The organism is Pseudomonas sp. FG6, from assembly GCF_057809015.1.
The window spans coordinates 78,600-102,361 of record NZ_JBMDJD010000002.1 but is presented as its reverse complement, the minus strand read 5'-3'; the positions used below and the strand labels follow the sequence as shown (position 1 = coordinate 102,361).

At 61.8% G+C, this 23,762-nt stretch carries 22 protein-coding genes; 10 read left to right on the top strand and 12 right to left on the bottom strand.

The window, feature by feature from the left end; genetic code table 11:
• Positions 1-17: 17 nt before the first annotated feature.
• The 3 genes from hisA (at position 18) to ACODSJ_RS01690 (ending at position 2,345) form a co-directional block, all read left to right on the top strand.
• Positions 18-755, top strand: coding sequence for a 1-(5-phosphoribosyl)-5-[(5-phosphoribosylamino)methylideneamino]imidazole-4-carboxamide isomerase (hisA, locus tag ACODSJ_RS01700; RefSeq protein ID WP_128323312.1), 738 nt, complete (start codon positions 18-20; stop codon positions 753-755).
• A gap of 9 nt (positions 756-764) precedes the next feature.
• The gene (gene hisF, locus ACODSJ_RS01695; protein ID WP_489100079.1) at positions 765-1,535 is read left to right on the top strand and encodes an imidazole glycerol phosphate synthase subunit HisF; all 771 of its coding nucleotides are present in this window, start codon (positions 765-767) and stop codon (positions 1,533-1,535) included.
• Between the two features lie 63 nt (positions 1,536-1,598).
• Entirely contained in the window at positions 1,599-2,345 is a 747-nt protein-coding gene (locus ACODSJ_RS01690; RefSeq protein ID WP_489100078.1) for a substrate-binding periplasmic protein, read from the top strand.
• A 49-nt stretch (positions 2,346-2,394) separates the two neighbouring features.
• On the opposite strand, the gene ACODSJ_RS01685 is transcribed toward ACODSJ_RS01690, so the two are convergent.
• From ACODSJ_RS01685 to gpmI, 4 genes are all read right to left on the bottom strand, one after another.
• Positions 2,395-3,177, bottom strand: a complete 783-nt coding sequence (locus ACODSJ_RS01685; RefSeq protein WP_489100077.1) for a divergent polysaccharide deacetylase family protein — start codon at positions 3,175-3,177, stop codon at positions 2,395-2,397.
• 1 nt (position 3,178) lies between these two features.
• The gene (locus tag ACODSJ_RS01680; RefSeq protein WP_489100076.1) at positions 3,179-4,495 is read right to left on the bottom strand and encodes a S41 family peptidase; all 1,317 of its coding nucleotides are present in this window, start codon (positions 4,493-4,495) and stop codon (positions 3,179-3,181) included.
• 32 nt (positions 4,496-4,527) lie between these two features.
• Positions 4,528-5,820: a murein hydrolase activator EnvC family protein gene (locus ACODSJ_RS01675; protein ID WP_489100075.1), complete on the bottom strand. Its 1,293-nt coding sequence runs from the start codon at positions 5,818-5,820 to the stop codon at positions 4,528-4,530.
• 272 nt (positions 5,821-6,092) lie between these two features.
• Entirely contained in the window at positions 6,093-7,622 is a 1,530-nt protein-coding gene (gpmI, locus tag ACODSJ_RS01670) for a 2,3-bisphosphoglycerate-independent phosphoglycerate mutase (RefSeq protein ID WP_489100074.1), read from the bottom strand.
• Positions 7,623-7,776: 154 nt separating this feature from the next.
• Between gpmI and ACODSJ_RS01665 the strand changes: the two genes are divergently transcribed.
• The 3 genes from ACODSJ_RS01665 to secB are packed head-to-tail and all read left to right on the top strand — an operon-like array spanning position 7,777 to position 8,969.
• Positions 7,777-8,190 (top strand): rhodanese-like domain-containing protein, encoded by a 414-nt coding sequence (locus ACODSJ_RS01665; protein WP_489100073.1) that lies wholly within the window; start codon positions 7,777-7,779, stop codon positions 8,188-8,190.
• A gap of 1 nt (position 8,191) precedes the next feature.
• On the top strand, positions 8,192-8,446 hold the full coding sequence (gene grxC, locus ACODSJ_RS01660) for a glutaredoxin 3 (RefSeq protein ID WP_489100072.1): 255 nt from the start codon (positions 8,192-8,194) through the stop codon (positions 8,444-8,446).
• Between the two features lie 40 nt (positions 8,447-8,486).
• Positions 8,487-8,969, top strand: a complete 483-nt coding sequence (gene secB, locus ACODSJ_RS01655; RefSeq protein ID WP_489100071.1) for a protein-export chaperone SecB — start codon at positions 8,487-8,489, stop codon at positions 8,967-8,969.
• Positions 8,970-9,170: 201 nt separating this feature from the next.
• Here the strand turns inward: secB and trmL are convergent, their stop codons facing one another.
• The gene (gene trmL / locus ACODSJ_RS01650) at positions 9,171-9,626 is read right to left on the bottom strand and encodes a tRNA (uridine(34)/cytosine(34)/5-carboxymethylaminomethyluridine(34)-2'-O)-methyltransferase TrmL (protein WP_046064092.1); all 456 of its coding nucleotides are present in this window, start codon (positions 9,624-9,626) and stop codon (positions 9,171-9,173) included.
• Here trmL and ACODSJ_RS01645 point away from each other — a divergent pair.
• Complete coding sequence (locus tag ACODSJ_RS01645; RefSeq protein ID WP_489100070.1) at positions 9,625-10,065, top strand: hypothetical protein; 441 nt, start codon at positions 9,625-9,627, stop codon at positions 10,063-10,065. The genes trmL and ACODSJ_RS01645 overlap by 2 nt on opposite strands.
• A gap of 468 nt (positions 10,066-10,533) precedes the next feature.
• Here ACODSJ_RS01645 and ntrC read toward each other — a convergent pair whose 3' ends face one another.
• The 6 genes from ntrC to glnA form a co-directional block, all read right to left on the bottom strand.
• Positions 10,534-11,970 (bottom strand): nitrogen regulation protein NR(I), encoded by a 1,437-nt coding sequence (gene ntrC, locus ACODSJ_RS01640; protein WP_489100069.1) that lies wholly within the window; start codon positions 11,968-11,970, stop codon positions 10,534-10,536.
• Positions 11,967-13,052 carry a nitrogen regulation protein NR(II) gene (gene glnL, locus ACODSJ_RS01635; RefSeq protein WP_489100068.1) on the bottom strand — a complete coding sequence of 362 codons (1,086 nt, stop codon included), beginning with the start codon at positions 13,050-13,052 and terminating at the stop codon, positions 11,967-11,969. The genes ntrC and glnL overlap by 4 nt, the downstream gene beginning before the upstream one ends.
• A gap of 231 nt (positions 13,053-13,283) precedes the next feature.
• Positions 13,284-13,907, bottom strand: coding sequence for a DUF4124 domain-containing protein (locus ACODSJ_RS01630; protein WP_489100067.1), 624 nt, complete (start codon positions 13,905-13,907; stop codon positions 13,284-13,286).
• Positions 13,904-14,422: a DUF4124 domain-containing protein gene (locus ACODSJ_RS01625; RefSeq protein WP_489100066.1), complete on the bottom strand. Its 519-nt coding sequence runs from the start codon at positions 14,420-14,422 to the stop codon at positions 13,904-13,906. Before ACODSJ_RS01625 ends, ACODSJ_RS01630 begins: the two co-directional genes overlap by 4 nt.
• A 127-nt stretch (positions 14,423-14,549) precedes the next feature.
• Entirely contained in the window at positions 14,550-15,104 is a 555-nt protein-coding gene (locus ACODSJ_RS01620) for a chorismate mutase (protein ID WP_489100065.1), read from the bottom strand.
• 119 nt (positions 15,105-15,223) lie between these two features.
• Positions 15,224-16,630, bottom strand: a complete 1,407-nt coding sequence (gene glnA, locus ACODSJ_RS01615; protein WP_489100064.1) for a type I glutamate--ammonia ligase — start codon at positions 16,628-16,630, stop codon at positions 15,224-15,226.
• Positions 16,631-16,957: 327 nt separating this feature from the next.
• Here glnA and thiI point away from each other — a divergent pair, with 327 nt between their 5' ends.
• Both thiI and typA read left to right on the top strand, forming a co-directional pair.
• A complete protein-coding gene (gene thiI / locus ACODSJ_RS01610) occupies positions 16,958-18,412 on the top strand; it encodes a tRNA uracil 4-sulfurtransferase ThiI (RefSeq protein ID WP_489100063.1) in 1,455 nt (484 codons plus the stop codon).
• Positions 18,413-18,549: 137 nt separating this feature from the next.
• On the top strand, positions 18,550-20,370 hold the full coding sequence (gene typA / locus ACODSJ_RS01605) for a translational GTPase TypA (protein WP_489100062.1): 1,821 nt from the start codon (positions 18,550-18,552) through the stop codon (positions 20,368-20,370).
• Between the two features lie 194 nt (positions 20,371-20,564).
• Here typA and ACODSJ_RS01600 read toward each other — a convergent pair whose 3' ends face one another.
• Positions 20,565-21,002, bottom strand: a complete 438-nt coding sequence (locus ACODSJ_RS01600) for a YkgJ family cysteine cluster protein (protein ID WP_489100061.1) — start codon at positions 21,000-21,002, stop codon at positions 20,565-20,567.
• Positions 21,003-21,257: 255 nt separating this feature from the next.
• On the opposite strand from ACODSJ_RS01600, the gene ACODSJ_RS01595 reads away from it, so the two are divergent.
• On the top strand, positions 21,258-23,708 hold the full coding sequence (locus tag ACODSJ_RS01595) for a glycogen/starch/alpha-glucan phosphorylase (protein WP_489100060.1): 2,451 nt from the start codon (positions 21,258-21,260) through the stop codon (positions 23,706-23,708).
• The last annotated feature ends 54 nt before the right edge of the window (positions 23,709-23,762 follow it).

Sequence of the window (23,762 nt, the reverse complement as noted above, 5' to 3'; positions counted from 1 at the left end):
ATTTGAAGGTTTGCCAGATGCTGATTATCCCCGCTATCGATCTCAAGGACGGCGCATGCGTACGTCTGCGCCAGGGCCGGATGGAAGATTCCACGGTGTTCTCCGATGACCCGGTGAGCATGGCCGCCAAGTGGGTGGAGGGCGGCTGCCGTCGCCTGCATCTGGTTGACCTCAACGGCGCCTTCGAAGGCCAGCCGGTCAACGGCGAAGTGGTCACGGCCATCGCCAAGCGCTACCCGAACCTGCCGATCCAGATCGGCGGCGGCATCCGCTCGCTGGAAACCATCGAGCACTACGTCAAGGCCGGCGTGAGCTACGTGATCATCGGCACCAAGGCCGTGAAGGAACCCGAGTTCGTCGCCGAGGCCTGCCGCGCCTTCCCGGGCAAGGTCATCGTGGGTCTGGACGCCAAGGACGGTTTCGTCGCCACCGACGGCTGGGCTGAAGTCAGCAGCGTGCAGGTGATCGACCTGGCCAAGCGTTTCGAAGCCGACGGCGTGTCCGCCATTGTCTACACCGACATCGCCAAGGACGGCATGATGCAGGGCTGCAACGTCCCGTTCACCGCCGCCCTGGCCGCCGCCACGAAAATCCCGGTGATCGCCTCCGGCGGTATCCACAACCTGGGCGACATCAAGGCGCTGCTCGATGCCAAGGCGCCGGGCATCATCGGTGCGATCACCGGTCGCGCAATCTATGAAGGCACCCTGGACGTCGCCGAGGCCCAGGCCTTCTGCGACACCTATAAAGGCTGAGGACTCACCATGGCGCTGGCCAAACGCATCATCCCTTGCCTGGACGTGGACAACGGCCGGGTGGTCAAGGGGGTCAAGTTCGAGAACATCCGTGATGCCGGCGACCCGGTGGAAATCGCTCGTCGCTATGACGAGCAGGGTGCGGACGAGATTACCTTTCTCGACATCACCGCCAGCGTCGACGGTCGCGACACCACGTTGCATACCGTCGAGCGCATGGCCAGCCAGGTGTTCATCCCGCTGACCGTGGGGGGCGGCGTGCGTACCGTGCAGGACATCCGCAACCTGCTCAATGCCGGTGCCGACAAGGTGTCGATCAATACCGCAGCGGTGTTCAACCCCGAGTTCGTCGGCGAGGCGGCCCAGCACTTCGGTTCGCAGTGCATCGTCGTGGCCATCGACGCCAAGAAGGTTTCCGGCCCGGGCGAACCCCCGCGCTGGGAAATCTTCACCCACGGTGGTCGCAAGCCTACGGGCCTGGATGCCGTCGAGTGGGCGAAGAAGATGGAAGGCCTGGGCGCGGGTGAAATCCTGCTGACCAGCATGGACCAGGACGGCATGAAGAACGGCTTCGACCTCGGGGTGACCCGCGCCATCAGCGACGCCCTGGGCATTCCGGTCATCGCCTCCGGCGGCGTAGGCAACCTGCAACACCTGGCCGACGGCATCCTGGAAGGCCACGCCAGCGCGGTGCTGGCGGCGAGCATCTTCCACTTCGGCGAATACACCGTGCCGGAAGCCAAGGCCTACATGGCTCATCGCGGTATTTGCGTTCGCTGACAGCTGGACACCATGGCGGGCCCAAGGCACTCTTGGGCACACCATGGATTGCGGTAGTCAGACATGCTCAAACGCCTCGTTCTTGCCTTTGCCGGTGTTACGCTGCTGCTCGCAGGCACTGCCCGCGCCGCCGAGACATCGCTGGTGTTGCTGACGGAAAATTTCCCGCCGTACAACATGGCCAGGAACGGCAAGAACTTCGCCCAGGACGAGAACATCGAAGGCATCGCCGCCGACATCGTCCGTGAAATCTTCAAGCGCGCCGACATCTCCTACAGCCTGACACTGCGTTTCCCCTGGGAGCGAATCTACAAACTCGCCTTGGAAAACCCGGGCTACGGTGTGTTTGTCATGGCACGGTTGCCAGAGCGTGAAGAGCTTTTCAAATGGGTTGGCCCCATCGGTCCGGATGATTGGATCATGCTCGCCAAGGCCGACAGCGAGATCACCCTGGAGTCGTTGCAGCAGGCGCGCAAATACCGGATTGGTGCCTACAAGGGCGACGCGATTGCCGAGACGCTGGCTAAGCAGGGGTTGAAGCCGAGCGTTGTATTGCGCGACCAGGACAACGCCAGAAGACTGCTCAATGGCCAGATCGATCTGTGGGCCACCGGTGACCCGGCCGGGCGTTACCTGGCGCGCCAGGAAGGGGTGAGCGACCTCAAGACCGTGCTGCGCTTCAACAGCGCCGAGCTGTACCTGGCGCTGAACAAGAACGTACCCGACGACGTGGTCGCCCGGCTGCAAGCCGCCCTGGATGAACTGCGCAAGGACGGCGGAGTGGACGCGATCATGGCGCGGTATCTCTGAGAACGGCATGTCTGTGGGAGCGGTGTTCACAGATCCGCCTGGCCAGCCGCTATCGGTAAACCCCATCCTTCCCATGCCCAACCATCGCCCGATTGCTGCGCAGGCTGATCATCGACTTGATGTCGATCCATTCGATGCCCTGGGCCTTGAGCTTGGGTAGTTCGCGTTCGAGTACTGCCAGGGTCTGCGGGTAGGGATGGCCGATCATCACCGCCGAGCCTTGCCGGCGGGCCAGGTCGATGGCGGTCTGGAGCTGGTGGGCGATGGCGGCTTCGGTGCGCTCATCGTCGAGGAAGACGTCCCGCGACACACTGGCCAGGCCAATCTTCTGTGCTTCGGCGGCGGCGACGGTCTGGGCGCTGGTGCGGCTGTCGACGAAAAACTTGTGGCGCTGCTGCAAATTCGCCATCAGCCACGCCATGGCCTGGGGCTGGGCGGTCATGCGGCTGCCCATGTGGTTGTTGATCCCGCTGGTGTAGGGCACGGCTGCAAACGCTGCGTCCAGGCGTTTGCCCAGCTCTTCGATGGGCAACTCCGGGTGCCAGGCGAACGGCCCGGTGGCCGGGTCCATGGGCATGTGCAGCATGACGAGCTTGCCGGCGCGGTGGGCCTCGCGGGCGAATTCGGCGGCGTGGGGCGTGTCGGGCATGATCGCGGTGGCGACCGGGCCGGGGAGGGCCAGCACCCGGCGATCCCGGGGCAGGTTTTGTCCCAGGTCGTCGATGATCAGGCTCAGGTAGGCTTTGTGGGGCGAGGGGGATGGCGTGGCCGGTGCCGCAAACGCAGCGCCGGCCAGGCAGCACAACAGGCCGAGGATGAAACGCAGGTGCATCTCAGCGGCCGGAGGTGATGTTCAGTCCTTTGAGCAGGCTCAGGGCCTGGGCCAATTGATAGTCGTCATCTTGTGGCATCGGCTTGGCCTTGGTGCCCGCGCCGCTTGGCTTGTCGGCGCCACCGTTGCCGTTGCCCAGGTGGCCTTGCAGGTCGGCTTCCTTGAAGTACTCGCTGTCCTGCTCGTTGGTGATCTTGGCCTTGCGCACTTCGATGTCCGGGACGATGCCCTGGGCCTGGATGGAGCGGCCGTTGGGCGTGAAGTACAGCGCAGTGGTGATCTTCAGGGCGCGGTCGTTGTTCAGCGGCAAGACCGTCTGCACCGAGCCCTTGCCGAAACTGGTGGTGCCCATGACGACGCCACGCTTCTGGTCCTGCAGGGCGCCGGCGACGATTTCCGACGCCGAGGCGCTGCCGCCGTTGATCAGCACCACCAGGGGCACGGCTTCGCTCAGGTCGTTGCCGGTGGCCGAGAAGCGCAGCTCGGAATTGGCGATACGGCCCTTGGTGTAGACGATCAGGCCCTTGGTGATGAAGTGGTCGACCACTTCTACCGCCGACTGCAAGACGCCACCGGGGTTGTTGCGCAGGTCCAGGACCAAGCCGTTGAGCTTCTTGCCGTTGTCCTTGCGCAACTTGGCCAGGGCCTTGGCGACTTCTTCGCCGGTCTTGACCTGGAACTGGGTGATGCGGATGTAGCCGTAGCCCGATTCCAGCAGTTGGCTCTTCACGCTCTTGACCTGGATGACCGCGCGGGTGAGGGTCACGTCGAACGGTGTGCCGCCATCGCGCACCAGGGTCAGGGTGATCTTCTGGCCGATCTTGCCGCGCATCTTGTCCACGGCTTCGGTCATGCTCTGGCCGCGTGTTGGCTGGCCATTGATCTTGACGATGAAGTCACCGGCCTGGATGCCGGCCTTGGAGGCTGGCGTGTCGTCGATTGGCGAGACCACCTTGACGAACCCGTCTTCGCTGCCGACTTCGATGCCCAGGCCGCCGAACTCGCCGCTGGTGCTTTCCTGCAGCTCGGCAAAGTCGTCCGGTCCCAGGTAGGCCGAGTGTGGGTCGAGGTTGCTGAGCATGCCCTTGATGGCGTTCTCCAGCAGCGTCTTGTCATCCACCGGTTCGACATAGGCGGCCTTGATCCGGTCCATGACTTCGGCAAAGGTGCGCAGCTCGTCCAGCGGCAGCGGGGCCTTGGTGGTCGCGGCGGTGGCGGCTGGTGCCGACGGCGCCGGTTCAGCGGCGAAAGCCAGGGGCGCGCCGATCACCAGAGCGATCGCCAGTGCCAACGAGGTGAAGCGGGACAAGTGCAGCATGTCGAACGAACTCCTTAATAGGATGGGCGCGCTTATCCTTGCGCACGACACCATTGGGCCGGGTCACTGGGGCGACCCTGCTGACGAATAGCGAAATACAGTGCAGGCGTATCCTGCCCGCCACTGTTGCCGACCGTGGAGATGGACTCGCCGGCCTTGACCACATCGCCTGCGGCCTTGAGCAGTGTCTGGTTGTGTCCGTACAGGCTCAGGTAACCGTTGCCGTGATCCAGGATCACCAGCAGCCCGGCGCCGCGCAGCCAGTCGGCGAACACCACGCGTCCGCCGTGGACAGCATGCACCTGGCTGCCGGCGGAAGCGCTGATCATCACGCCGTCCCACTTGGTGCGGGTGTCGTCGCCACGGGTTTCACCAAAGCGTGCCAGTAATCGACCATTGACCGGCCAGGGAAGTTTGCCCCGTGCCGACGCAAAAGCGCCGCCGAAAGTTTCGCCGTCGCTGGAAACCAGTGCGCCTGGGCTTGGCTTGGCCGGCTTGCGCGGCGCATCGCTGGAGTCGGCCTCGGCCTGGGCTTCAAGCAAGCGCTTTTTTTCCGCTTCCTGCTGGGCGATCAGCGCTTTCTGGCGCGCTTCTTCTGCCTCACGGGCCTGGCGGGCCAGGGTTTCCTCGATGGTTTTCAGCACATTGGCCAGTTCGGCCTGGTCCTGTTCGCGCGCCTTGAGCTTGCTGTCGCGCTCTTTCACGTCGTCGTTGAGCTTGGCCAGGGCCTCCTGGCGCTCCTTACGGACCTTGTCCAACGCTTCGCGCTGGGTGTCCAGGCTGCTTTTCTGCACCAGCAACTGGGCTTGCTGCAGTTCGATGTCTTTTTCGACATTGGCCAGTTGGCGCAGGATTTCGTTGAATTTCTTGAGCTGCTCCAGGCGTGCCTGGCTCAGGTAATCGTAATAGGTGAGGGTGCGGGCGAATTTCTCGGGGTTCTGCTGGTTGAGCAGCAGCTTGAGATACTCCTGGCGACCGTTCTGGTAGGCGGCCCGGGCCTGGATGGCGATCAGCTTTTGCTGTTCAGTGCGCGCGCTCTGGAGTTTTTTTTTCTCGCCGTCGAGCCGCTGCAGCTCGGATTCGCTTTTCTTCAGTTCTTTTTGCAGGGCGTCGACCTGTTTCTCCAGCTTGCCCATCTCGGTCTCGGTACCGCGCAGGTCTTTCTGCACGCTGGATTTCTCTTCCTGCAACTTGCCCAGCAGCTTTTTCAGCTCGGCAATGTCCTGGCGCGTGGCTTCCAACTGCTGTTGGGTTTGCGCGCGCTCGTCGGCAAAGGCCGGTTGCAGCAGGCAGGTCAGTGCGAGGGCTATCAGGACGCGAAGCATAGAGGCGGGCGGCACCAGGGAAAGGGACGGCCTAGTATGCCCGCCCCACGCTGCAAAAAAAACGCCCATTTGGGGCTGTGTGATAACTGGCCCAAAAAACACCAAAAACCCATGTGGGAGCGAGCTTGTTGTGGCGAGGGAGCTTGCTCCCGCTGGGCTGCGAAGCAGACCCCCGACAATGGATCAAGCCAGAAGCCTCTGCGATGGCTGCGCCATCGAGCGGGAGCAAGCTCCCTCGCCACACAAGCCGTGCCCAAAGCTGCGGCGCCTCGTCAGACCAGAATCGAAGTCCCGGTCATTTCCACCGGTTTTTCCATGCCCAGCAGCATCAGCATGGTCGGTGCCACGTCGGCCAGTACACCGCCGGTGCGCACCTTGAAGTCACGCTTGCCGACGTAGATGAACGGCACCGGCTCGGTGGTGTGGGCGGTGTGGGCCTGGCCGGTGGATTCGTCGGACATCTGCTCGACGTTGCCGTGGTCGGCGGTGATCAGGGCTTCGCCGCCGACTTTCTCCAGCGCCTCGACGATGCGGCCGACGCAAGTGTCCAGGCATTCCACGGCCTTGACCGCTGCCTCGAACACGCCGCTGTGGCCGACCATGTCGCCGTTGGCGTAGTTGACCACGATCACGTCGTAACGCTGGTTCTCGATGGCGTCGACGATGCGGTCGGTCACTTCCGGCGCGCTCATTTCCGGCTGCAGGTCGTAGGTGGCGACTTTCGGCGACGGGATCAGGATGCGCTCTTCGCCTGGGAAGGGTTCTTCTCGACCGCCCGAGAAAAAGAACGTTACGTGGGCGTATTTCTCGGTCTCGGCGATACGCAATTGCGTCTTGCCGTTCTTCGCCAGGTAGTCGCCCAGCACGTTTTCCAGGCTGCCGGCGGCGAAGGCCGAGGGTGCGGGGATGCTGGCGGCGTATTGGGTCAGCATCACGAAACCGGCCAGTTTCGGCACGCGGGCGCGTTCGAACTCCTTGAAATCGGCTTCGACGAAGACGCGGGTCAGTTCGCGGGCACGGTCGGCGCGGAAGTTCATGAACACTACGGCATCGCCGTCTTCGACCTTGACGGGCTCGCCAATGGTGGTGGCCTTGACGAATTCGTCGCTTTCGCCGCGCTCGTACGCCGCTTGCAGGCCTTGCTGGGCAGTGGCGGCGCTGAATTCGGCGTTGCCGTCGACGATCAGGTTGTAGGCCTGGGATACGCGGTCCCAACGGTTGTCACGGTCCATGGCGTAGTAGCGGCCGACGAGGCTGGCGATGCGGCCCTTGCCGAGCGCCTGGAAACTCGCGTCCAGCAATTCGATCGACGAAGCGGCGCTTTTCGGTGGGGTGTCGCGGCCATCGAGGAACGCGTGCAGGTAGATCTTCTCGGCGCCGCGCTTGAAGGCCAGTTCGGCCATGGCGATCAGGTGGTCCTGGTGGCTGTGCACCCCGCCGTCCGACAGCAGGCCCATGAAATGCACGGCCTTGCCGGCCGCCACGGCTTTATCCACGGCGGCGCAGATGGTCGGGTTTTCGAAGAACTCACCGTCGCGGATCGCTTTGGTCACGCGGGTGAAGTCCTGATACACCACGCGGCCTGCGCCGAGGTTCATGTGGCCGACCTCGGAGTTGCCCATCTGTCCGTCAGGCAGGCCGACGTCCATGCCGCTGCCGGAGATCAGGCCGTTCGGCACCGTGGCCCACAAACGGTCCAGCACAGGCTTGTTGGCCGCGTACACAGCGTTGGACTCGTGGCTGTCACTGTGACCGAAGCCGTCGAGAATCATCAGGACCAAAGGTTTAGGCGGGGTAGTCATGGAATCCACTCGTGGCGAAGTTAAAAGAAGACGATGGAAAAAAGACGAGCAGTTTAAAGGTAAGTTCCGGTGTCGTCACCGCCGGGCGGGGTTTGGCCGGCCCTGAGTGCTGTGTATACTGGCCGACATTTTAACGCCCCGGAACCTTTCCACGATGGTTGCTCACCTGATTGAATTCGCCACTAACCACTACATTCTCGTCGGTATCTTCGTCGTGCTGTTGGCGCTGCTGGTCGCCCACACGATGCAAGGTGGCGGGCGCAGCCTGAGCACCGGTGAACTGACGGCACTGGTCAACAAAGAAGCGGGCGTGGTGATCGACATCCGTCCGAGCAAGGAATTTGCCGCCGGTCACATCGTCGGTGCCCTGAACATTCCCCAGGACAAACTGACCGCCCGGATCGGCGAGCTGGAAAAGCACAAGGCCAAGACGCTGATCCTGGTGGATGCCCAAGGCCAGCATTCCGGGACCCATGCCCGGGAACTGGTGAAGGCCGGCTTCACCGCCGCCAAGCTGTCCGGTGGCGTTGCGAGCTGGAAAGCCGACAACCTGCCCCTGGTGAAGTGAGATGACCCACGTCGTTGTCTATTCCAGCGATTACTGCCCCTATTGCTCCAGAGCCAAGTTCCTGCTCCAGAACAAAGGCGTGGCCTTCGAAGAGATCAAGGTCGACGGCCAGCCGCAGTTGCGGGCCGACATGACCCGCAAGGCCGGACGCACGTCCGTACCGCAGATCTGGATCGGCAACACCCACGTGGGCGGTTGCGATGATCTGTTCGCCCTGGAGCGCGCCGGCAAGCTCGACGCGATGCTCCAGGCCTGAATTCCCTACTAATAGAACCTGAAAGTAAGAAGGATCTGCGATGACTGACCAACAGAACACAGCTGCCAACGAAGAAGAAGCCGCACCGCAATTCTCCTTGCAGCGCATTTATGTCCGTGACCTGTCCTTCGAAGCCCCGAAAAGCCCGGCGATCTTCCGCCAGCAGTGGGAACCGAGCGTAGGCCTGGACCTCAACACCCGCCAGAAAGCCCTGGAAGAAGACTTCCACGAAGTGGTGCTGACCCTGTCGGTGACCGTGAAGAACGGTGACGAAGTGGCGTTCATCGCCGAAGTGCAGCAGGCCGGGATCTTCCTGATCAAGAACCTGGATGCCGCTTCCATGAGCCACACCCTGGGCGCCTTCTGCCCGAACATCCTGTTCCCGTACGCCCGCGAAGCCCTGGACAGCCTGGTGACCCGCGGCTCGTTCCCGGCGCTGATGCTGGCCCCGGTGAACTTCGATGCCCTGTATGCGCAAGAGCTTCAGCGCATGCAACAGGAAGGCGGCGCGACCGTTCAGTAAACGGAGCTGCCAGCCAGGCACAAAACCTGTGGGAGCGAGCCCTGTGGGAGCCGAGCCTGTGGGAGCTGAGCTTGCTCGCGATGAACGATGACTCGGTTTTGCAGTTAAACCGTGTTGTCCTCATCGCGAGCAAGCTCGCTCCCACAGGTTCAGTTCCCACAGGGCTCGCTCCCACAGGTGTTTCTGGCTGACAGCCAGGATTCAGGCAAAGCCGTTCTGCCGCCAGGCTTCGTACACAGCCACCGCCACGGTGTTGGACAGGTTCAGGCTGCGACAGCCTTCGCGCATCGGCAGGCGCAGGCGCTGGTCGGCGGGCAGGGCGTCGAGTACGTCGGCTGGCAGGCCACGGCTTTCCGGACCGAACAGGAACGCGTCGCCGGCGACGAAGCTGGCGTCATGGAACGGCCGTGAACCTTTGGTGGTGAAGGCGAACAAGCGCGGATGCCCCAGGCTTTCCAGACAGCTGGCGAGATCCGCGTGACGCTGCAAGGTGGCATACTCGTGGTAGTCGAGACCGGCGCGGCGCAAGCGTTTGTCGTCCATCTCGAAGCCCAGTGGCTCGATCAGATGCAGGTGGCAGCCGCTGTTGGCGCACAACCTGATGACGTTGCCGGTATTCGGCGGAATTTCCGGTTGAAAAAGGATGACGTGAAACATGCACGGCTCCGCAGATAAAGATGAGCAGCATTCTACGCCGCAAACCGACGAGCGTTCGAAGCTAATACTGCCGGTGATGGGCTCGTTGGCGATCTTCGGCATGATGGTCGGCCTGATGATCGGGCGCCTGACCACGCCTGAGCCGAGCGTGCTGCAGCAGGTCGACACGAGCGACGGCATGCTGGTGGCCTGGTTCAACAATGAACCTAAGCTGCACGGGGAAATGATCGATGGCTCGGTGGCCCTGTTGTTCGACGCAGAAGGTAAACCGCAGAACGGCCAGTTCAAGCTCGACGGCAAGGATGTGAATTGGCGGGTGCGCTTGAGTGACAAGGGCTTGTTGCTGACGCTGGTGGCGGCGCGTCCGTTGCGGGGGGCGTGGACCGGCAGCGAGGTCGATGACCGCTGGCGGCTGGAGGTCCGTCTCCAGGAGCAATAAAAGAGGGAATCCCCGGCCTGCCTGTACCAAGGTCCCCAAAAACGGGAGGGACTGCGCCGAGCGCAAAGCCCTGGTGTAAAGAAGGGAAACCTTGACCTGCCTGTATCAAGGCCCCCAAAACGGTGGGCTCGCTGAGCCCGGTATAAAATGGGGAATCCCCGGCCTGCCTGTACCAAGGTCCCCGAAACTGGGTAGTGATTAGGTTATTGCAGGTGGCGTGCCAGTTTGTGATGTTGAGCTGAAGAAAGTGCTGAAGGCCCCGTATTACGGGGCTTTCGCAGTTTTAGGGGGGCGGTTTTTCGATGCGGGCCCGATGATACTGGCTCGCGGGTTGTGCGCAGTTTTGGTGCGTCAGGCCTGATAAAGCATCGCGAGCAGGCTCGCTCCCACAGAGATTGATCTCCAGATGTGGGAGCGAGCCTGCTCGCGATTGGCCCTCAAGATCAGCAAAGCGCTAGACCTTATGACTCAGCCCTCATCCCCCTCATCATCATCCCCACCGTCGACCTTCATCCCCAATTCCTTGATCTTGCGCGTCAAGGTGTTGCGGCCCCAGCCCAGCAGCACGGCGGCATCGCGGCGGCGACCGGCGGTGTGCTTGAGGGCGGTCTCGATCATGATCCGCTCGAAGCTCGGCACGGCGCTGTCCAAGAGGTTCGACTGGCCGCGTGCCAGGGCCTGGTCGGCCCACTGGCGCAGGGCCTGTTCCCAGTTGGTCACCGGGGCTGAATCCTGTGGCAGGCTCAACAGTTCCGGCGGCAGGTCGCCGATGTGCACTTCCCGCCCGGAGGCCATTACCGTGATCCAGCGGCACGTGTTCTCCAACTGGCGCACGTTGCCTGGCCACGGCAGGTTCTTGAGGTATTCCTCGGTTTCGTTCTTGAGCAGCTTGGGCTCCACTGCCAGTTCCTGCGCCGCGCGGCTGAGGAAGTGCCGGGCCAGGGTCGGGATGTCTTCGCGACGATCCGCCAGGCGCGGGATGTGGATGCGGATCACGTTCAGGCGATGGAACAAGTCTTCGCGGAACTTGCCGGCATGAACCAGGGTTTCCAGGTTCTGGTGGGTCGCGGCGATGATGCGCACGTCCACTTTGACCGGCGTATGGCCTCCCACCCGATAGAACTCGCCATCGGCCAATACGCGCAGCAAACGGGTCTGGGTGTCGGCGGGCATGTCGCCGATTTCATCGAGGAACAACGTGCCGCCGTCGGCTTGTTCGAAGCGCCCGCGCCGCAGGTTGGCCGCGCCGGTGAACGCACCTTTTTCGTGGCCGAACAGCTCGGATTCCATCAGGTCCTTGGGAATCGCCGCCATGTTCAGTGCGATGAACGGCGAGGCCGCCCGCGGGCTGTGGCGGTGCAGCGCATGGGCTACCAGTTCTTTACCGGTGCCCGATTCGCCGTTGATCAGCACGGTGATGTTGGAATGGCTCAAGCGCCCGATGGCGCGAAACACTTCCTGCATCGCCGGCGCTTCGCCGATGATTTCCGGGGTCCGGGCCAGGACCGGTATTTCTTCAAGGCCCTGTTGCTCCTGGGCGTGCTGGTTGGCGCGCTTGACCAGCGACACGGCTTCATCGACGTCGAAGGGCTTGGGCAGGTATTCGAAGGCGCCGCCCTGGTAGGACGCCACGGCGCTGTCTAGGTCCGAATGGGCCGTCATGATGATCACTGGCAACCGTGGGTGCTGTTCGCGAATCCGCGCCAGCAGGTCCAGACCGCTGGCGCCGGGCATGCGAATGTCGGAGATGATGACGTCCGGCTGCTGACGGGCCAGGCGGCTCATCACCCCGTCGGCGCTGTCGAAGCTCTGGGTGGTCATGCCTTCCTGTTGCAAGGCTTTTTCCAGGACCCAGCGGATAGAACGGTCGTCATCGACGATCCACACGGTTTCACTACGGCTCATGTCGATGTGGCTCCTTGTTCCAGTGGCAGGAAGATCGAGAAGGTGGTGTGGCCTGGGTGGCTCTCACACTCGATCAAGCCCTGATGCTGACTGATGATGTTTTGGGTAATGGCCAGGCCCAGCCCGGTACCGTCCGGGCGGCCGCTGACCATGGGAAAGAAGATGGTTTCCTGCAGCTCGGCCGGGATGCCGGGGCCGTTGTCGGTGATCTCGATCTTGGTCACCAGGCGATGGCGCACGTGGCCGATGGTGAACTGGCGCATGGCGCGGGTGCGCAGGCTGATGCGGCCCAGGCGCAGCTCGTTCTGGCTGCTGATGGCCTGCATCGCGTTGCGCACGATGTTGAGCACCGCTTGGATCATCTGTTCGCGATCGATCAGGACATCGGGAATGCTCGGGTCGTAGTCGCGTACCAGCGTGATGCAGCCCTGGCTCTCGGCTTCCACGAGGCTGCCGACGCGTTCCAGCACTTCGTGGATGTTGCACATCGCCAGGGACGGCAGCTTGTTCGAGCCGAGCATGCGGTCCACCAGGTTTCTCAGGCGGTCCGCTTCTTCGATGATGACGTTGGTGTAGTCCTTGAGGTTTTCATCCGGCAGTTCCCGGGCCAGCAGTTGCGCGGCGCCGCGAATCCCACCGAGTGGGTTCTTGATCTCGTGGGCCAGGCCGCGCACCAGCATCTTGCTGGTTTCCTGCTTGGACAACTGGGCCTCTTCCTTGGTGATGCGCAACAGGCGGTCGCGTGGGTGGACCTCCAGCAGCAGCAAGGTGGCGCCGTTGTTCAGGATCGGCGTGACGGCGTAGTCCACGGTCAAGGTCTGGCCGGTCAGGGCGGTCAGCATCGCTTCGCGCTTGGTGAACGGATGGGCTTGTTCCACCGCCTGGCGCAGGGAATTGAGCGCCTCGGCGGATTCGGTGAACAGTTCGCTGATGAATTGCCCATGGCTGCGCTGGCCGCTGACGGCCAGGAGCATCTCGGCCGCCGGGTTCATGTACTCAAGGCGCAGTTCGGCGTCGAGCAGGATGGTTGCCGTGGTGAGGTTGTCGAGCAACAGGCGGTGTAGTGCGTCGCTAATGGTCATCAGGACCTCTTTTGGAGCGTAGCAGGCACGCGTATGACGCGCTGGTACGAGGAAAATGCAAAAACCAAACCAAGGCTCCGAAAAGAAGCGTCTAGAGCGGCAAATGGGGCTCTATTCGCCCATTTGCGTGGCGTTCTGCCATTTTTTTCGGGTACTTTCGAACCAAAATGGGTTGGGATTTGGGAAGGGTTGCAAATTTACGCACCAATATGGTGCGCGATCTGGGCGGCGTCAGAAGAACGGCAGGATGCTGCTTTTTTCTTCTTCAGGTTTTTCGGCGAGAGGGCATTCGGGGCGTTGGCCGTAATCGGCGATGGCGCAAGGCTTGATGCGACGCTTCTGCGCCAGGGACACGCGCTGCATATGAAAGGGTTGGTTGGCGGTGCGTTCGACGATGCGCCCCTGCTCATCGAGGATTTCCACCGCCAGGTGATGGGTGCCACGATCGATGTTGCTCAGGGCAAACACCGGGCTCGGCCCGGGTGCCCCCGTTGGCTGGCCGTCGAGCAGCAGGCGGTAGTGATGGCCCCTGAGCAGTCCGGGTTCGCTGGTGGCGGTGACGATCAGTTCGCCGGAGGTGCTGCGTATCGTGGCGTCCGGCTCGGGGATCAATAGCCGGAGCATTTCATAATGGAATCGCGGCGTGGCGACCTCTTCGGATGCCGGCGCCGAGGCGTTGCCCGGCGGTGGCGTCGGCATTCGGTTGCCGGGCGGCAGCTGTACTTTCTTCGCGTTACCAGGGCGCGGCTGGTCGGTGAAGACGCGGTTGCCTTGGGCGTCGATGTAGGTATAGACCTGTGCCAGCCCCGGTAGCGTGGTCATCGACAGCGCCAGTGCAACCCACCAGCGGTTCATGGCTGGTGTACCCGTTGCACGGTGAAGATGACGGTTTCGCTCTGTTGCACAAGGCGGTCCCCGTCGATGACTTGCACGGCCAGGCTGTGCTCGCCCCGATCGATGTTCACCAATTGCAGGCGCGGCACGTTGCTCGGCTGGCCGTAGGGCTGGCCGTCGAGCAACAGCCGGAACTGCTGGGGGCTGCGCAGGCGCGGTTGCGCCCGGACGCCGACGGTGAACGTGCCGTTGTTGGCGCGCAGGGCCTCTTCGGTGGGGATGTCCGTCAATTCCAGTGTCTCGTAGGCGTTGCCCGGCGCGTTCCGCTGCGCCGGCGCAGTCGGTGTCTCCTGGCCGGCAGGGGGCTGGCGTTCGATGCTGTTGAGCGGTGGCAAATCCATCGTCTGGGCCGGTACGCCTTGTGGCGGCTGGTTGCTGTAGGCGGTGTTGCCCTCGGCATCGGTGTACTTATAGATCTGCGCGGCTGCAGGCAGTGCCAGCAGCCACAACAGCATGATTGAAAAGCCGCGCCCCATGGAAAATCGACCGAAAGCGAAAAGTGATGGGTTGCAGCATAGGTCAGGTGGGGCGGTTGGCCCAAGTTGTTGTACTGGGAGTGGATGCCTGGAGCGCCATGGATCCCAATGTGGGAAAGGTGTTGCTTTAGCCTTTGAACACACACAGCTCAGCAGTCGCCCGGACCAGCGCCAGCTGGCGCAGCGGCTCCTTGCGGGCGTCGTGGGTGGCTTGGGCCAGCCATTGCGGGCATTGCGGGTCGGCGCGGTAAGGGGTGAAGTCCGCCAGTTGTTTCAGCAGGCGTTTTTGCAATTGGTCCAGTTGCGGACGGATCTGGCCTACCAGGTCCGGGCGCGGGGCGTCCGGGGCCTTGCCTTGCAGGTGCCAGTCGGACAGATGGGCGTACTGCACCAGTTTGTTGGCTTCAATCTGCGCGGCGAAGAATGCTTCCACGGCTTCGCCGCTCAGTTTGTAGGTGGGCGCCTGGGCGACGGCGGCCGCGATCACCTCGCGTTCGCGCTGGCGGTCTTCCACTGCTTTGTGGCTGTCCCATTTGCTCAAGGCCACCTGGTCGGCGATGGCCAGGCGTTCCTCCATGCTGGCCAGTAACGGGGCAAGGGCGGCGGGTGCTGGGGCGGCCTCGGCGGCGCAGGCCAGCAGGGTGGCAGACAGGGCCAGGCAGAGTTTCAAGTGCAAGGTCATGGGCAAGTCTCGTCTTCCTTGTGGGGGCGGCGAGCATCATGCACCCAACGGGCGCCCATGAAAAAGGCCTCCCGAAGGAGGCCTCTTTTTTTCACGCCGTGCGTGGCGGCGCTACCGGATCAGCAGCTGTAGTACAGCTCGTATTCCAGTGGGTGTACGAAGGTGCGAACCTTGATTTCTTCTTCGCTTTTCAGTGCGATGTAAGCGTCGATGAAGTCATCGCTGAATACGCCGCCCTTGGTCAGGAACGCACGGCCCTTGTCCAGCTCTTCCAGGGCTTCTTTCAGGCTGCCGCAAACCTGTGGGATTTCCTTGGCCTCTTCAGGCGGCAGGTCATACAGGTTTTTGTCAGCGGCATCGCCAGGGTGGATCTTGTTCTGGATACCGTCCAGGCCGGCCATCATCAGTGCAGCGAAGGCCAGGTATGGGTTGGCAGCCGGATCCGGGAAGCGCGCTTCGATACGGCGGGCTTTAGGGCTGTTCACGTATGGGATACGGATCGAGGCGGAACGGTTGCGAGCCGAGTAGGCCAGCATTACCGGAGCTTCGAAGCCTGGAACCAGACGCTTGTAGGAGTTGGTCGACGGGTTGGTGAAGCCGTTCAGGGCCTTACCGTGCTTGATGATGCCGCCGATGAAGTACAGGGCGGTGTCCGACAGGCCGGCATAACCTTCGCCAGCGAAGGTGTTCTTGCCGTCTTTGGAGATCGACACGTGAACGTGCATGCCCGAACCGTTGTCGCCGTACAGTGGCTTCGGCATGAAGGTCGCGGTGCGGCCATAGGCATCGGCAACGTTGTGCACGACATACTTCAGGGTCTGGACTTCGTCAGCCTTCTTGACCAGCGTGTTGAACTTCACGCCGATTTCGTTCTGGCCGGCAGTCGCCACTTCGTGGTGGTGAACTTCCACGGTCTGGCCCATTTCTTCCAGTGCGTTGCACATGGAGGTACGGATTTCGTGGTCGAAGTCGAACGGTGGAACCGGGAAGTAACCGCCTTTGATACCTGGACGGTGGCCTTTGTTACCGCCCTCTACGTCCTGGTCGGACATCCACGAACCTTGTTCGGAGAAGATCTTGAACATGGAGCCGGAGATATCGGACTTGAATTTGACCGAATCGAAGATGAAGAACTCAGGCTCAGGACCGAAGAAAGCGGTGTCGCCGATACCGGTGGACTTCAGGTATTCCTCGGCACGGTGGGCGATGGCGCGTGGGTCGCGGTCATAGCCTTGCATGGTGGACGGTTCGATGATGTCGCAGACCAGGATCAGGGTCGGCTCTTCGGTGAACGGGTCCAGGACGGCGGTTTCGTCGTCCGGCATCAGGATCATGTCGGAGGCTTCGATGCCTTTCCAGCCAGAGATGGAGGAACCGTCGAACATTTTGCCGATTTCGAAGAAATCGTCATCCAGTGCATCACGGGCCGGCATGGTCACGTGATGTTGAGTGCCTTTGGTGTCAGTGAAGCGCAGATCAATCCACTTGACGTCATGATCTTTGATGAGTTGAACCGACTTCGACATATGTCCTCCGGGTGGCTTCGGGCGGTAATGGTGTGCCCTACGATAAGTGATGCCGGCGCGAATCCTCTGCCAAGGCAACCTGCCTCACAAGGGAGCAATTTGCATGCCAGTGCCCCAGCATGGGTGTTTTGCACCAAATCCACGCTCTTGGAGGGTAGGTATAGCGGATTGTCGAACAATTGCGCACCGCAATGTGGCGCGAAAACGAGGTTATGACCTGTTTTGGTGCACTAAAAACCATCTGCACATTAATTGGTCAAACCTTGAGCAATTTCCGCTATAATCCGCGCCCCCCTTTTTCGGCTGGCCGTTCGCGCGCTGTTTTTCATGAAACTAATCGTAAAAGTCTTCCCCGAGATCACCATCAAGAGCCGCCCGGTCCGGATGCGTTTCATCCGCCAGTTGGCCAAGAACATCCGTGCCGTGCTCCGTGATCTGGACCCGGTCGTGGTGGTGAACGGCGTGTGGGACAACCTCGAGCTGGAGACCCGGGTCAGCGAACCCCGGATCCTGAAGGAAATGACCGAGCGCCTGGCCTGCATGCCGGGCATCGCGCATTTCCTGCAGGTCGATGAGTACCCGCTGGGGGATTTCGACGACATCCTCGCCAAATGCAAACTTCACTATGGCGACGCCCTGGCCGGCAAGATTTTCTCGGTGCGTTGCAAGCGCGCCGGCAAGCACCCTTTCAGTTCGATGGACGTGGAGAAATACGTCGGCAGCCAGCTGCGCCGACAGTGCGGTGCAGCCGGTATTTCCCTGAAGGAACCGGAAATCGAAGTGCGCATCGAAGTTCGCGACCAGCGGCTGTTCGTGATCCATAGCCAACACAACGGCATTGGTGGTTATCCGCTGGGCTCGCTGGAACAGACCCTGGTGCTGATGTCCGGGGGCTTCGACTCCACCGTGGCTGCCTACCAGATCATGCGGCGCGGCCTGATGGCCCACTTCTGCTTCTTCAACCTGGGGGGGCGTGCCCATGAGTTGGGCGTGATGGAAGTGGCGCACTTCATCTGGAAGAAGTACGGCAGCTCCCAGCGCGTGTTATTTGTGAGCGTACCGTTCGAAGAAGTTCTGGGCGAGATCCTCGGCAAAGTCGATAACAGTCATATGGGCGTCATCTTGAAGCGTATGATGTTGCGTGCCGCGTCCAGCATCGCCGAGCGCCTGCACATCGATGCACTGGTGACCGGCGAGGCGATTTCCCAGGTATCGAGCCAGACGCTGCCGAACCTGTCGGTAATCGATTGCGTCACCGACAAGCTGGTGCTGCGCCCGCTGATCGCCAGCCACAAGCAGGACATCATCGACACCGCCGACAAGATCGGTACCGGTGATTTTGCCCGGCATATGCCGGAGTACTGCGGGGTCATTTCGGTCAATCCGAAGACGGCGGCCAAGCGTGGGCGTGTGGAACACGAAGAGAAAGAATTCGACATGGCGGTGCTCGAGCGTGCGCTCGAGAACGCCCGGCTGGTGCCGATCGATCGCGTGATCGACGAATTGGGCCAGGATTTGCAGATTGAAGAAGTCGGCGAAGCGCTCGCCGGTCAGATCATCATCGATATCCGTCACCCGGACGATGCTGAAGATGACCCGCTGAGCGTCGCCGGTGTCGAAGTAAAAACGATGCCGTTCTATGCAGTGAACGCGCGTTTCAAGGAACTGGACCCTACTCGCCAGTACCTGCTGTATTGCGACAAAGGCGTGATGAGTCGCCTGCATGCCCACCATTTGCTCAGTGAGGGGCATGCCAATGTGCGCGTTTATCGACCGAGCTAAGTGCCCGGGGCTGTTTGCCTGTGGCCTGCGTCACCGGCCCCCCGACGCCGCCGGCAGGCTGTAACGGCTTGTCGGACTCAACGTAAATCGCTGCCACGACCTGTCAGCACACCGAATCCTCTGATCGAGATACACAAGTGATCGAAAATCTACGCAACATCGCCATCATTGCCCACGTTGACCATGGTAAGACCACCCTGGTAGACAAACTCTTGCGTCAATCCGGCACCCTGGAGCGCAACGAGCTCAACGACGAGCGCGTGATGGACTCCAACGACCAGGAAAAAGAGCGCGGCATTACCATCCTGGCAAAAAACACCGCCATCAACTGGAACGGCTACCACATCAACATCGTGGACACCCCCGGCCACGCCGACTTCGGTGGTGAAGTAGAGCGCGTTATGTCGATGGTCGACTCCGTGCTGCTGCTGGTCGATGCCCAGGACGGCCCTATGCCGCAAACCCGCTTCGTGACCAAGAAAGCGTTCGAAGCCGGCCTCAAGCCAATCGTCGTGATCAACAAGGTCGACCGTCCGGGCGCGCGTCCTGACTGGGTTCTGGACCAGATCTTCGACCTGTTCGACAACCTCGGTGCCACCGACGAACAGCTGGACTTCCAAGTCGTCTACGCCTCGGCCCTGAACGGCATCGCCGGTCTGGACCACACCGACATGGCTCCCGACATGACTCCGCTGTACCAGTCGATCGTCGACAACGTACCGGCCCCTGCCGTTGACCGTGACGGTCCGTTCCAGATGCAAATCTCGGCGCTGGACTACAACAGCTTCCTGGGTGTGATCGGCGTGGGCCGTATCGCCCGTGGTCGCATCAAGCCGAACACCCCGGTTGTCGCCATCGACACCGAAGGCAAGAAGCGCAACGGCCGTATCCTGAAGCTGATGGGCCACCACGGTCTGCACCGTGTGGACGTTGAAGAAGCTGCTGCCGGCGACATCGTGTGCATCAGCGGTTTCGAAGAGCTGTTCATCTCCGACACCCTGTGCGACCCGACCGCTGTCGAAGCGATGAAGCCGCTGACCGTCGACGAGCCAACCGTTTCCATGACCTTCCAGGTCAACGACTCGCCATTCTGCGGTAAAGAAGGCAAGTTCGTGACCAGCCGTAACATCAAGGAACGTCTGGACAAGGAGCTGCTGTACAACGTGGCACTGCGCGTTGAAGAAGGCGACTCGGCTGACAAGTTCAAGGTTTCCGGCCGTGGTGAGCTGCACCTGTCGGTACTGATCGAAACCATGCGCCGTGAAGGCTTCGAGATGGCCGTGGGCCGTCCTGAAGTGATCATCCGCGAAGTCAACGGCACCAAGCAGGAACCGTTCGAAAACGTCACCATCGACATCCCTGAAGAATCCCAGGGCAAGGTCATGGAAGAGATGGGCCTGCGTAAGGGCGACCTGACCAACATGTCGCCGGATGGCAAGGGCCGTGTGCGCCTGGAGTACAACATCCCGGCTCGTGGCCTGATCGGTTTCCGTAACCAGTTCCTGACCCTGACCAACGGTGCAGGCATCCTGACCTCGATCTTCGATCGCTACGACACCATGAAGTCCGGCCACATGTCCGGCCGTCAGAACGGTGTTCTGGTATCGGTAGAAACCGGCAAGGCGCTGACCTACTCCCTGGAAACCCTCCAGGCGCGTGGCAAGCTGTTCGTCGAGCACGGCCAGGAAATCTACAACGGCCAGATCGTAGGTCTGAACAGCCGTGACAACGACCTGGGCGTCAACCCTACCAAGGGCAAGAAGCTCGACAACATGCGTGCTTCGGGCAAAGACGAAACCATCGCCCTGGTTCCACCTGTTCGCTTCACCCTGGAACAGGCCCTGGAATTCATCCAGGACGACGAACTGTGCGAAGTGACGCCGAAGTCGATTCGCCTGCGCAAGAAGATCCTGGACGAAGGCGAGCGTACCCGCGCTGCCAAGAAAGCCAAGAACTGATTGTTCTAGCTGAATGAAAAACGCCCCCGGTCGTGAGATCGGGGGCGTTTTTTTATGCCTGGAGATTATGCGGCGTCTGTCAGGGCCCTATCGCGAGCAGGCCCGCTCCCACAAGGGGCTTATGCCGTTCACAAAATTTGCGACCGACCAAAGACCTCTGTGGGAGCGAGCCTGCTCGCGATGGCGGCAGTCGATCAGAACCGATCCAGCGTTCGCGAATTACGCTCGCGCTCCACTTCCTTGGGCTTGTAGGCGCAGTAGCCAGGCCGTGGGCCCACGCGCGGGTGGTTGCGGCAGGTGTCGGGGCGCTTCTCGTAAATGGTGCACAAACGGCTCTTGCGGTCCAGATACAGGCAATCGTTGTTGCTCATGCGCTGGAGCGTGAAGATTTCCGATTTCTGGTTGTAGCGCTCGACGATCCCTTCCTTTTGCAGGCGCTTGGCGATGTTCTTCGGCGGGTCGCCCAGCTCGAACTCATCGACGATGCCGATCCGGATCAGGTCCTTGATCTTGACCTCCACCGGCAGCGTGCAGCAGCTCGACACGCAGGAACCGCACATCGGGGCGGAGTACTTGGCCCAGGTATCGAGTCGGTCGATTTCCGCGGCGGCGATCAGGTTGGGCTTCATCATCGGTGTTTACCAGCATGCCTCAGGGCGCGCGATCATACCGGGACGGGTGAAATTTTGAACGACCATCCGCCGGTTTTTTTTCATTCGGGCAAAACCTCGGCTGGATCGGCACGGCCCCTGCATCCATTCGACCATCCGGCCATTGCATGACGCCGATTCTCCGACGCTGACGGCAAATCCACCGAACCAAGAGCCTGTACCGTCTGTCAGACCGTCTAGGCTCAGACAATTTCATGTTCGTTCGAGGTCTTATCAATGACTCAAGAACCACTTGTTCGCGAAGCTGAAGTCGCTGCATTTCGCGATGCGGTGTTGACCAAGCTCACCTACGCCGTCGGCAAGGACCCTGATCACGCGTTCGATCACGATTGGTTCGAAGCCATTGCCCTTGCCGCCCGCGACCACATGGTCGAGCACTGGATGGACCACACGCGGCAGATCTACCGCAAAGGCCAGAAGCGGGTGTACTACCTCTCCTTGGAATTCCTCATCGGGCGCTTGCTCTACGACAGCCTGAGCAATCTCGGCCTGCTTGACACCGCCCGCGAAGCCCTGACCGAACTGGGCGTGGACCTTGAGCGTATCCGCCTGCTCGAACCCGACGCGGCGTTGGGCAACGGCGGCCTCGGCCGGCTGGCGGCGTGCTTCATGGAAAGCATGTCGACCCTGGGCATTGCCGGCCATGGCTATGGCATTCGTTATGAGCACGGTCTGTTTCGCCAGGCAATCGTCGACGGCTGGCAGCAGGAACAAACCGAGCACTGGCTGGACTTCGGCAACCCGTGGGAGTTCGAACGGCCAGAAGTGGTCTACCCGATCGGCTTTGGTGGCAGCGTCGAGACCGTCACCGACGAAGCCGGCAAGACCCGCCAGGTCTGGTCCCCGGCGGAAACCGTGCGGGCCATTGCCTACGACACCCCGGTGGTGGGTTGGCGCGGGGCCAGCGTCAACACCCTGCGTCTGTGGCGCGCCCGGGCCATGGAGGAGTTGCACCTGGAGCGCTTCAATGCCGGCGACCACCTGGGCGCGGTAGCGGAGGTGGCCCGGGCTGAAAGCATCTCCCGCGTGTTGTACCCGGCCGACAGCAACGAGGCCGGCCAGGAGCTGCGCCTGCGCCAGGAGTATTTCTTCGTCTCCGCTTCGTTGCAGGATTTGCTGCGTCGCCATCGCAACATGCACACCTCGGTGCTGACCCTGGGCGATCACGCGGCGATCCAGCTCAACGACACCCACCCGTCCATCGCCGTGGCCGAGTTGATGCGCCAGTTGGTGGACGTCTACGACGTGGCGTGGGACGCCGCCTGGCAGATCACCCAGGACACCTTGTCGTACACCAACCACACGTTGCTGCCCGAGGCCCTGGAAACCTGGCCGGTGGGGCTGATGGAGCGCATGCTGCCGCGGCACATGCAGATCATTTACCTGATCAACGCCCAGCACATCGACTCGCTGCGGGCCAAGGGCGTGCATGATTTCGACGTGTTGCGCTCGGTGTCGCTGATCGAAGAGGACAACGGTCGCCGGGTGCGCATGGGCAACCTGGCGTTCCTGGGCTCCCACAGCGTCAACGGCGTGTCCGGCCTGCACACGCAACTGATGCGCAGCACGGTCTTTGCCGAGCTGCATAAGCTCTATCCGGAGCGGATCAACAACAAGACCAACGGCATCACCTTCCGCCGCTGGCTGTTCCAGGCCAACGCCGAACTGACGTCGATGATGGTCGATGCCCTGGGTCCGAGCGTGCTCGACAATCCCGAGGAACGCTTGATCGAGCTGGAGCCGTTTGCCGACAAGCCGGCGTTCCGCAAGCAGTTCGCCGAGCAGCGCCTGCACAGCAAGAAGGCCCTGGCCTACCTGATCCACGAACGACTGGGCATCGCCGTGAACCCGGCGGCGATGTTCGACGTGCAGGTCAAGCGGATCCATGAATACAAGCGCCAATTGCTCAACCTGTTGCACACCGTGGCGCTGTACCAGGCGATCCGCGCCGAGCCGGAAGTGGACTGGGTGCCGCGGGTGAAGATCTTCGCCGGCAAGGCTGCCGCCAGCTATCACCAGGCCAAGCTGATCATCAAGCTGACCAACGACATCGCCCGGGTGGTGAACAACGACCCGACCGTGCGCGGGCTGCTCAAAGTGGTGTTCTTGCCCAACTACAACGTCAGCCTGGCCGAAAGCATCATCCCGGCGGCGGACTTGTCGGAGCAGATTTCCACGGCCGGCTTCGAAGCCTCCGGTACCAGCAATATGAAGTTCGGCCTCAACGGCGCGCTGACCATCGGCACCATGGACGGCGCCAACGTGGAGATGCACGAGCGCGTGGGCGGCGAGCACATGTTCATCTTTGGCCTGACGGCGGAGCAGGTGGAAGCGCGCAAACAAAACGGCGAATTCAGCGCCGCACCGGACATCGCCGCGTCTCATCGCCTCAGCGATGTGTTGCAGGCCATTCGCGGCGGGGTGTTCTCGCCGGACGATCCGATGCGCTACACCGGGCTGGTGGATTCGCTGGTGAACTACGACCGCTTCCTGGTCTGCGCCGACTTTGACTCGTACTGGCACGCCCAGGCCAGGGTCGAAGAGCGCTGGCATGATCCCAAGCAGTGGTGGCGCTCGGCGGTGTTGAACACGGCGCGCATGGGCTGGTTCTCCTCGGACCGGACCATCCGCGAGTACGCCACCGATATCTGGAAAGCGCTGGAGTGAGCCTTGGAGTAAGCCCTGAAGTAAGGAGGCTGCTAGAAATGTGAGCGAAGCCCA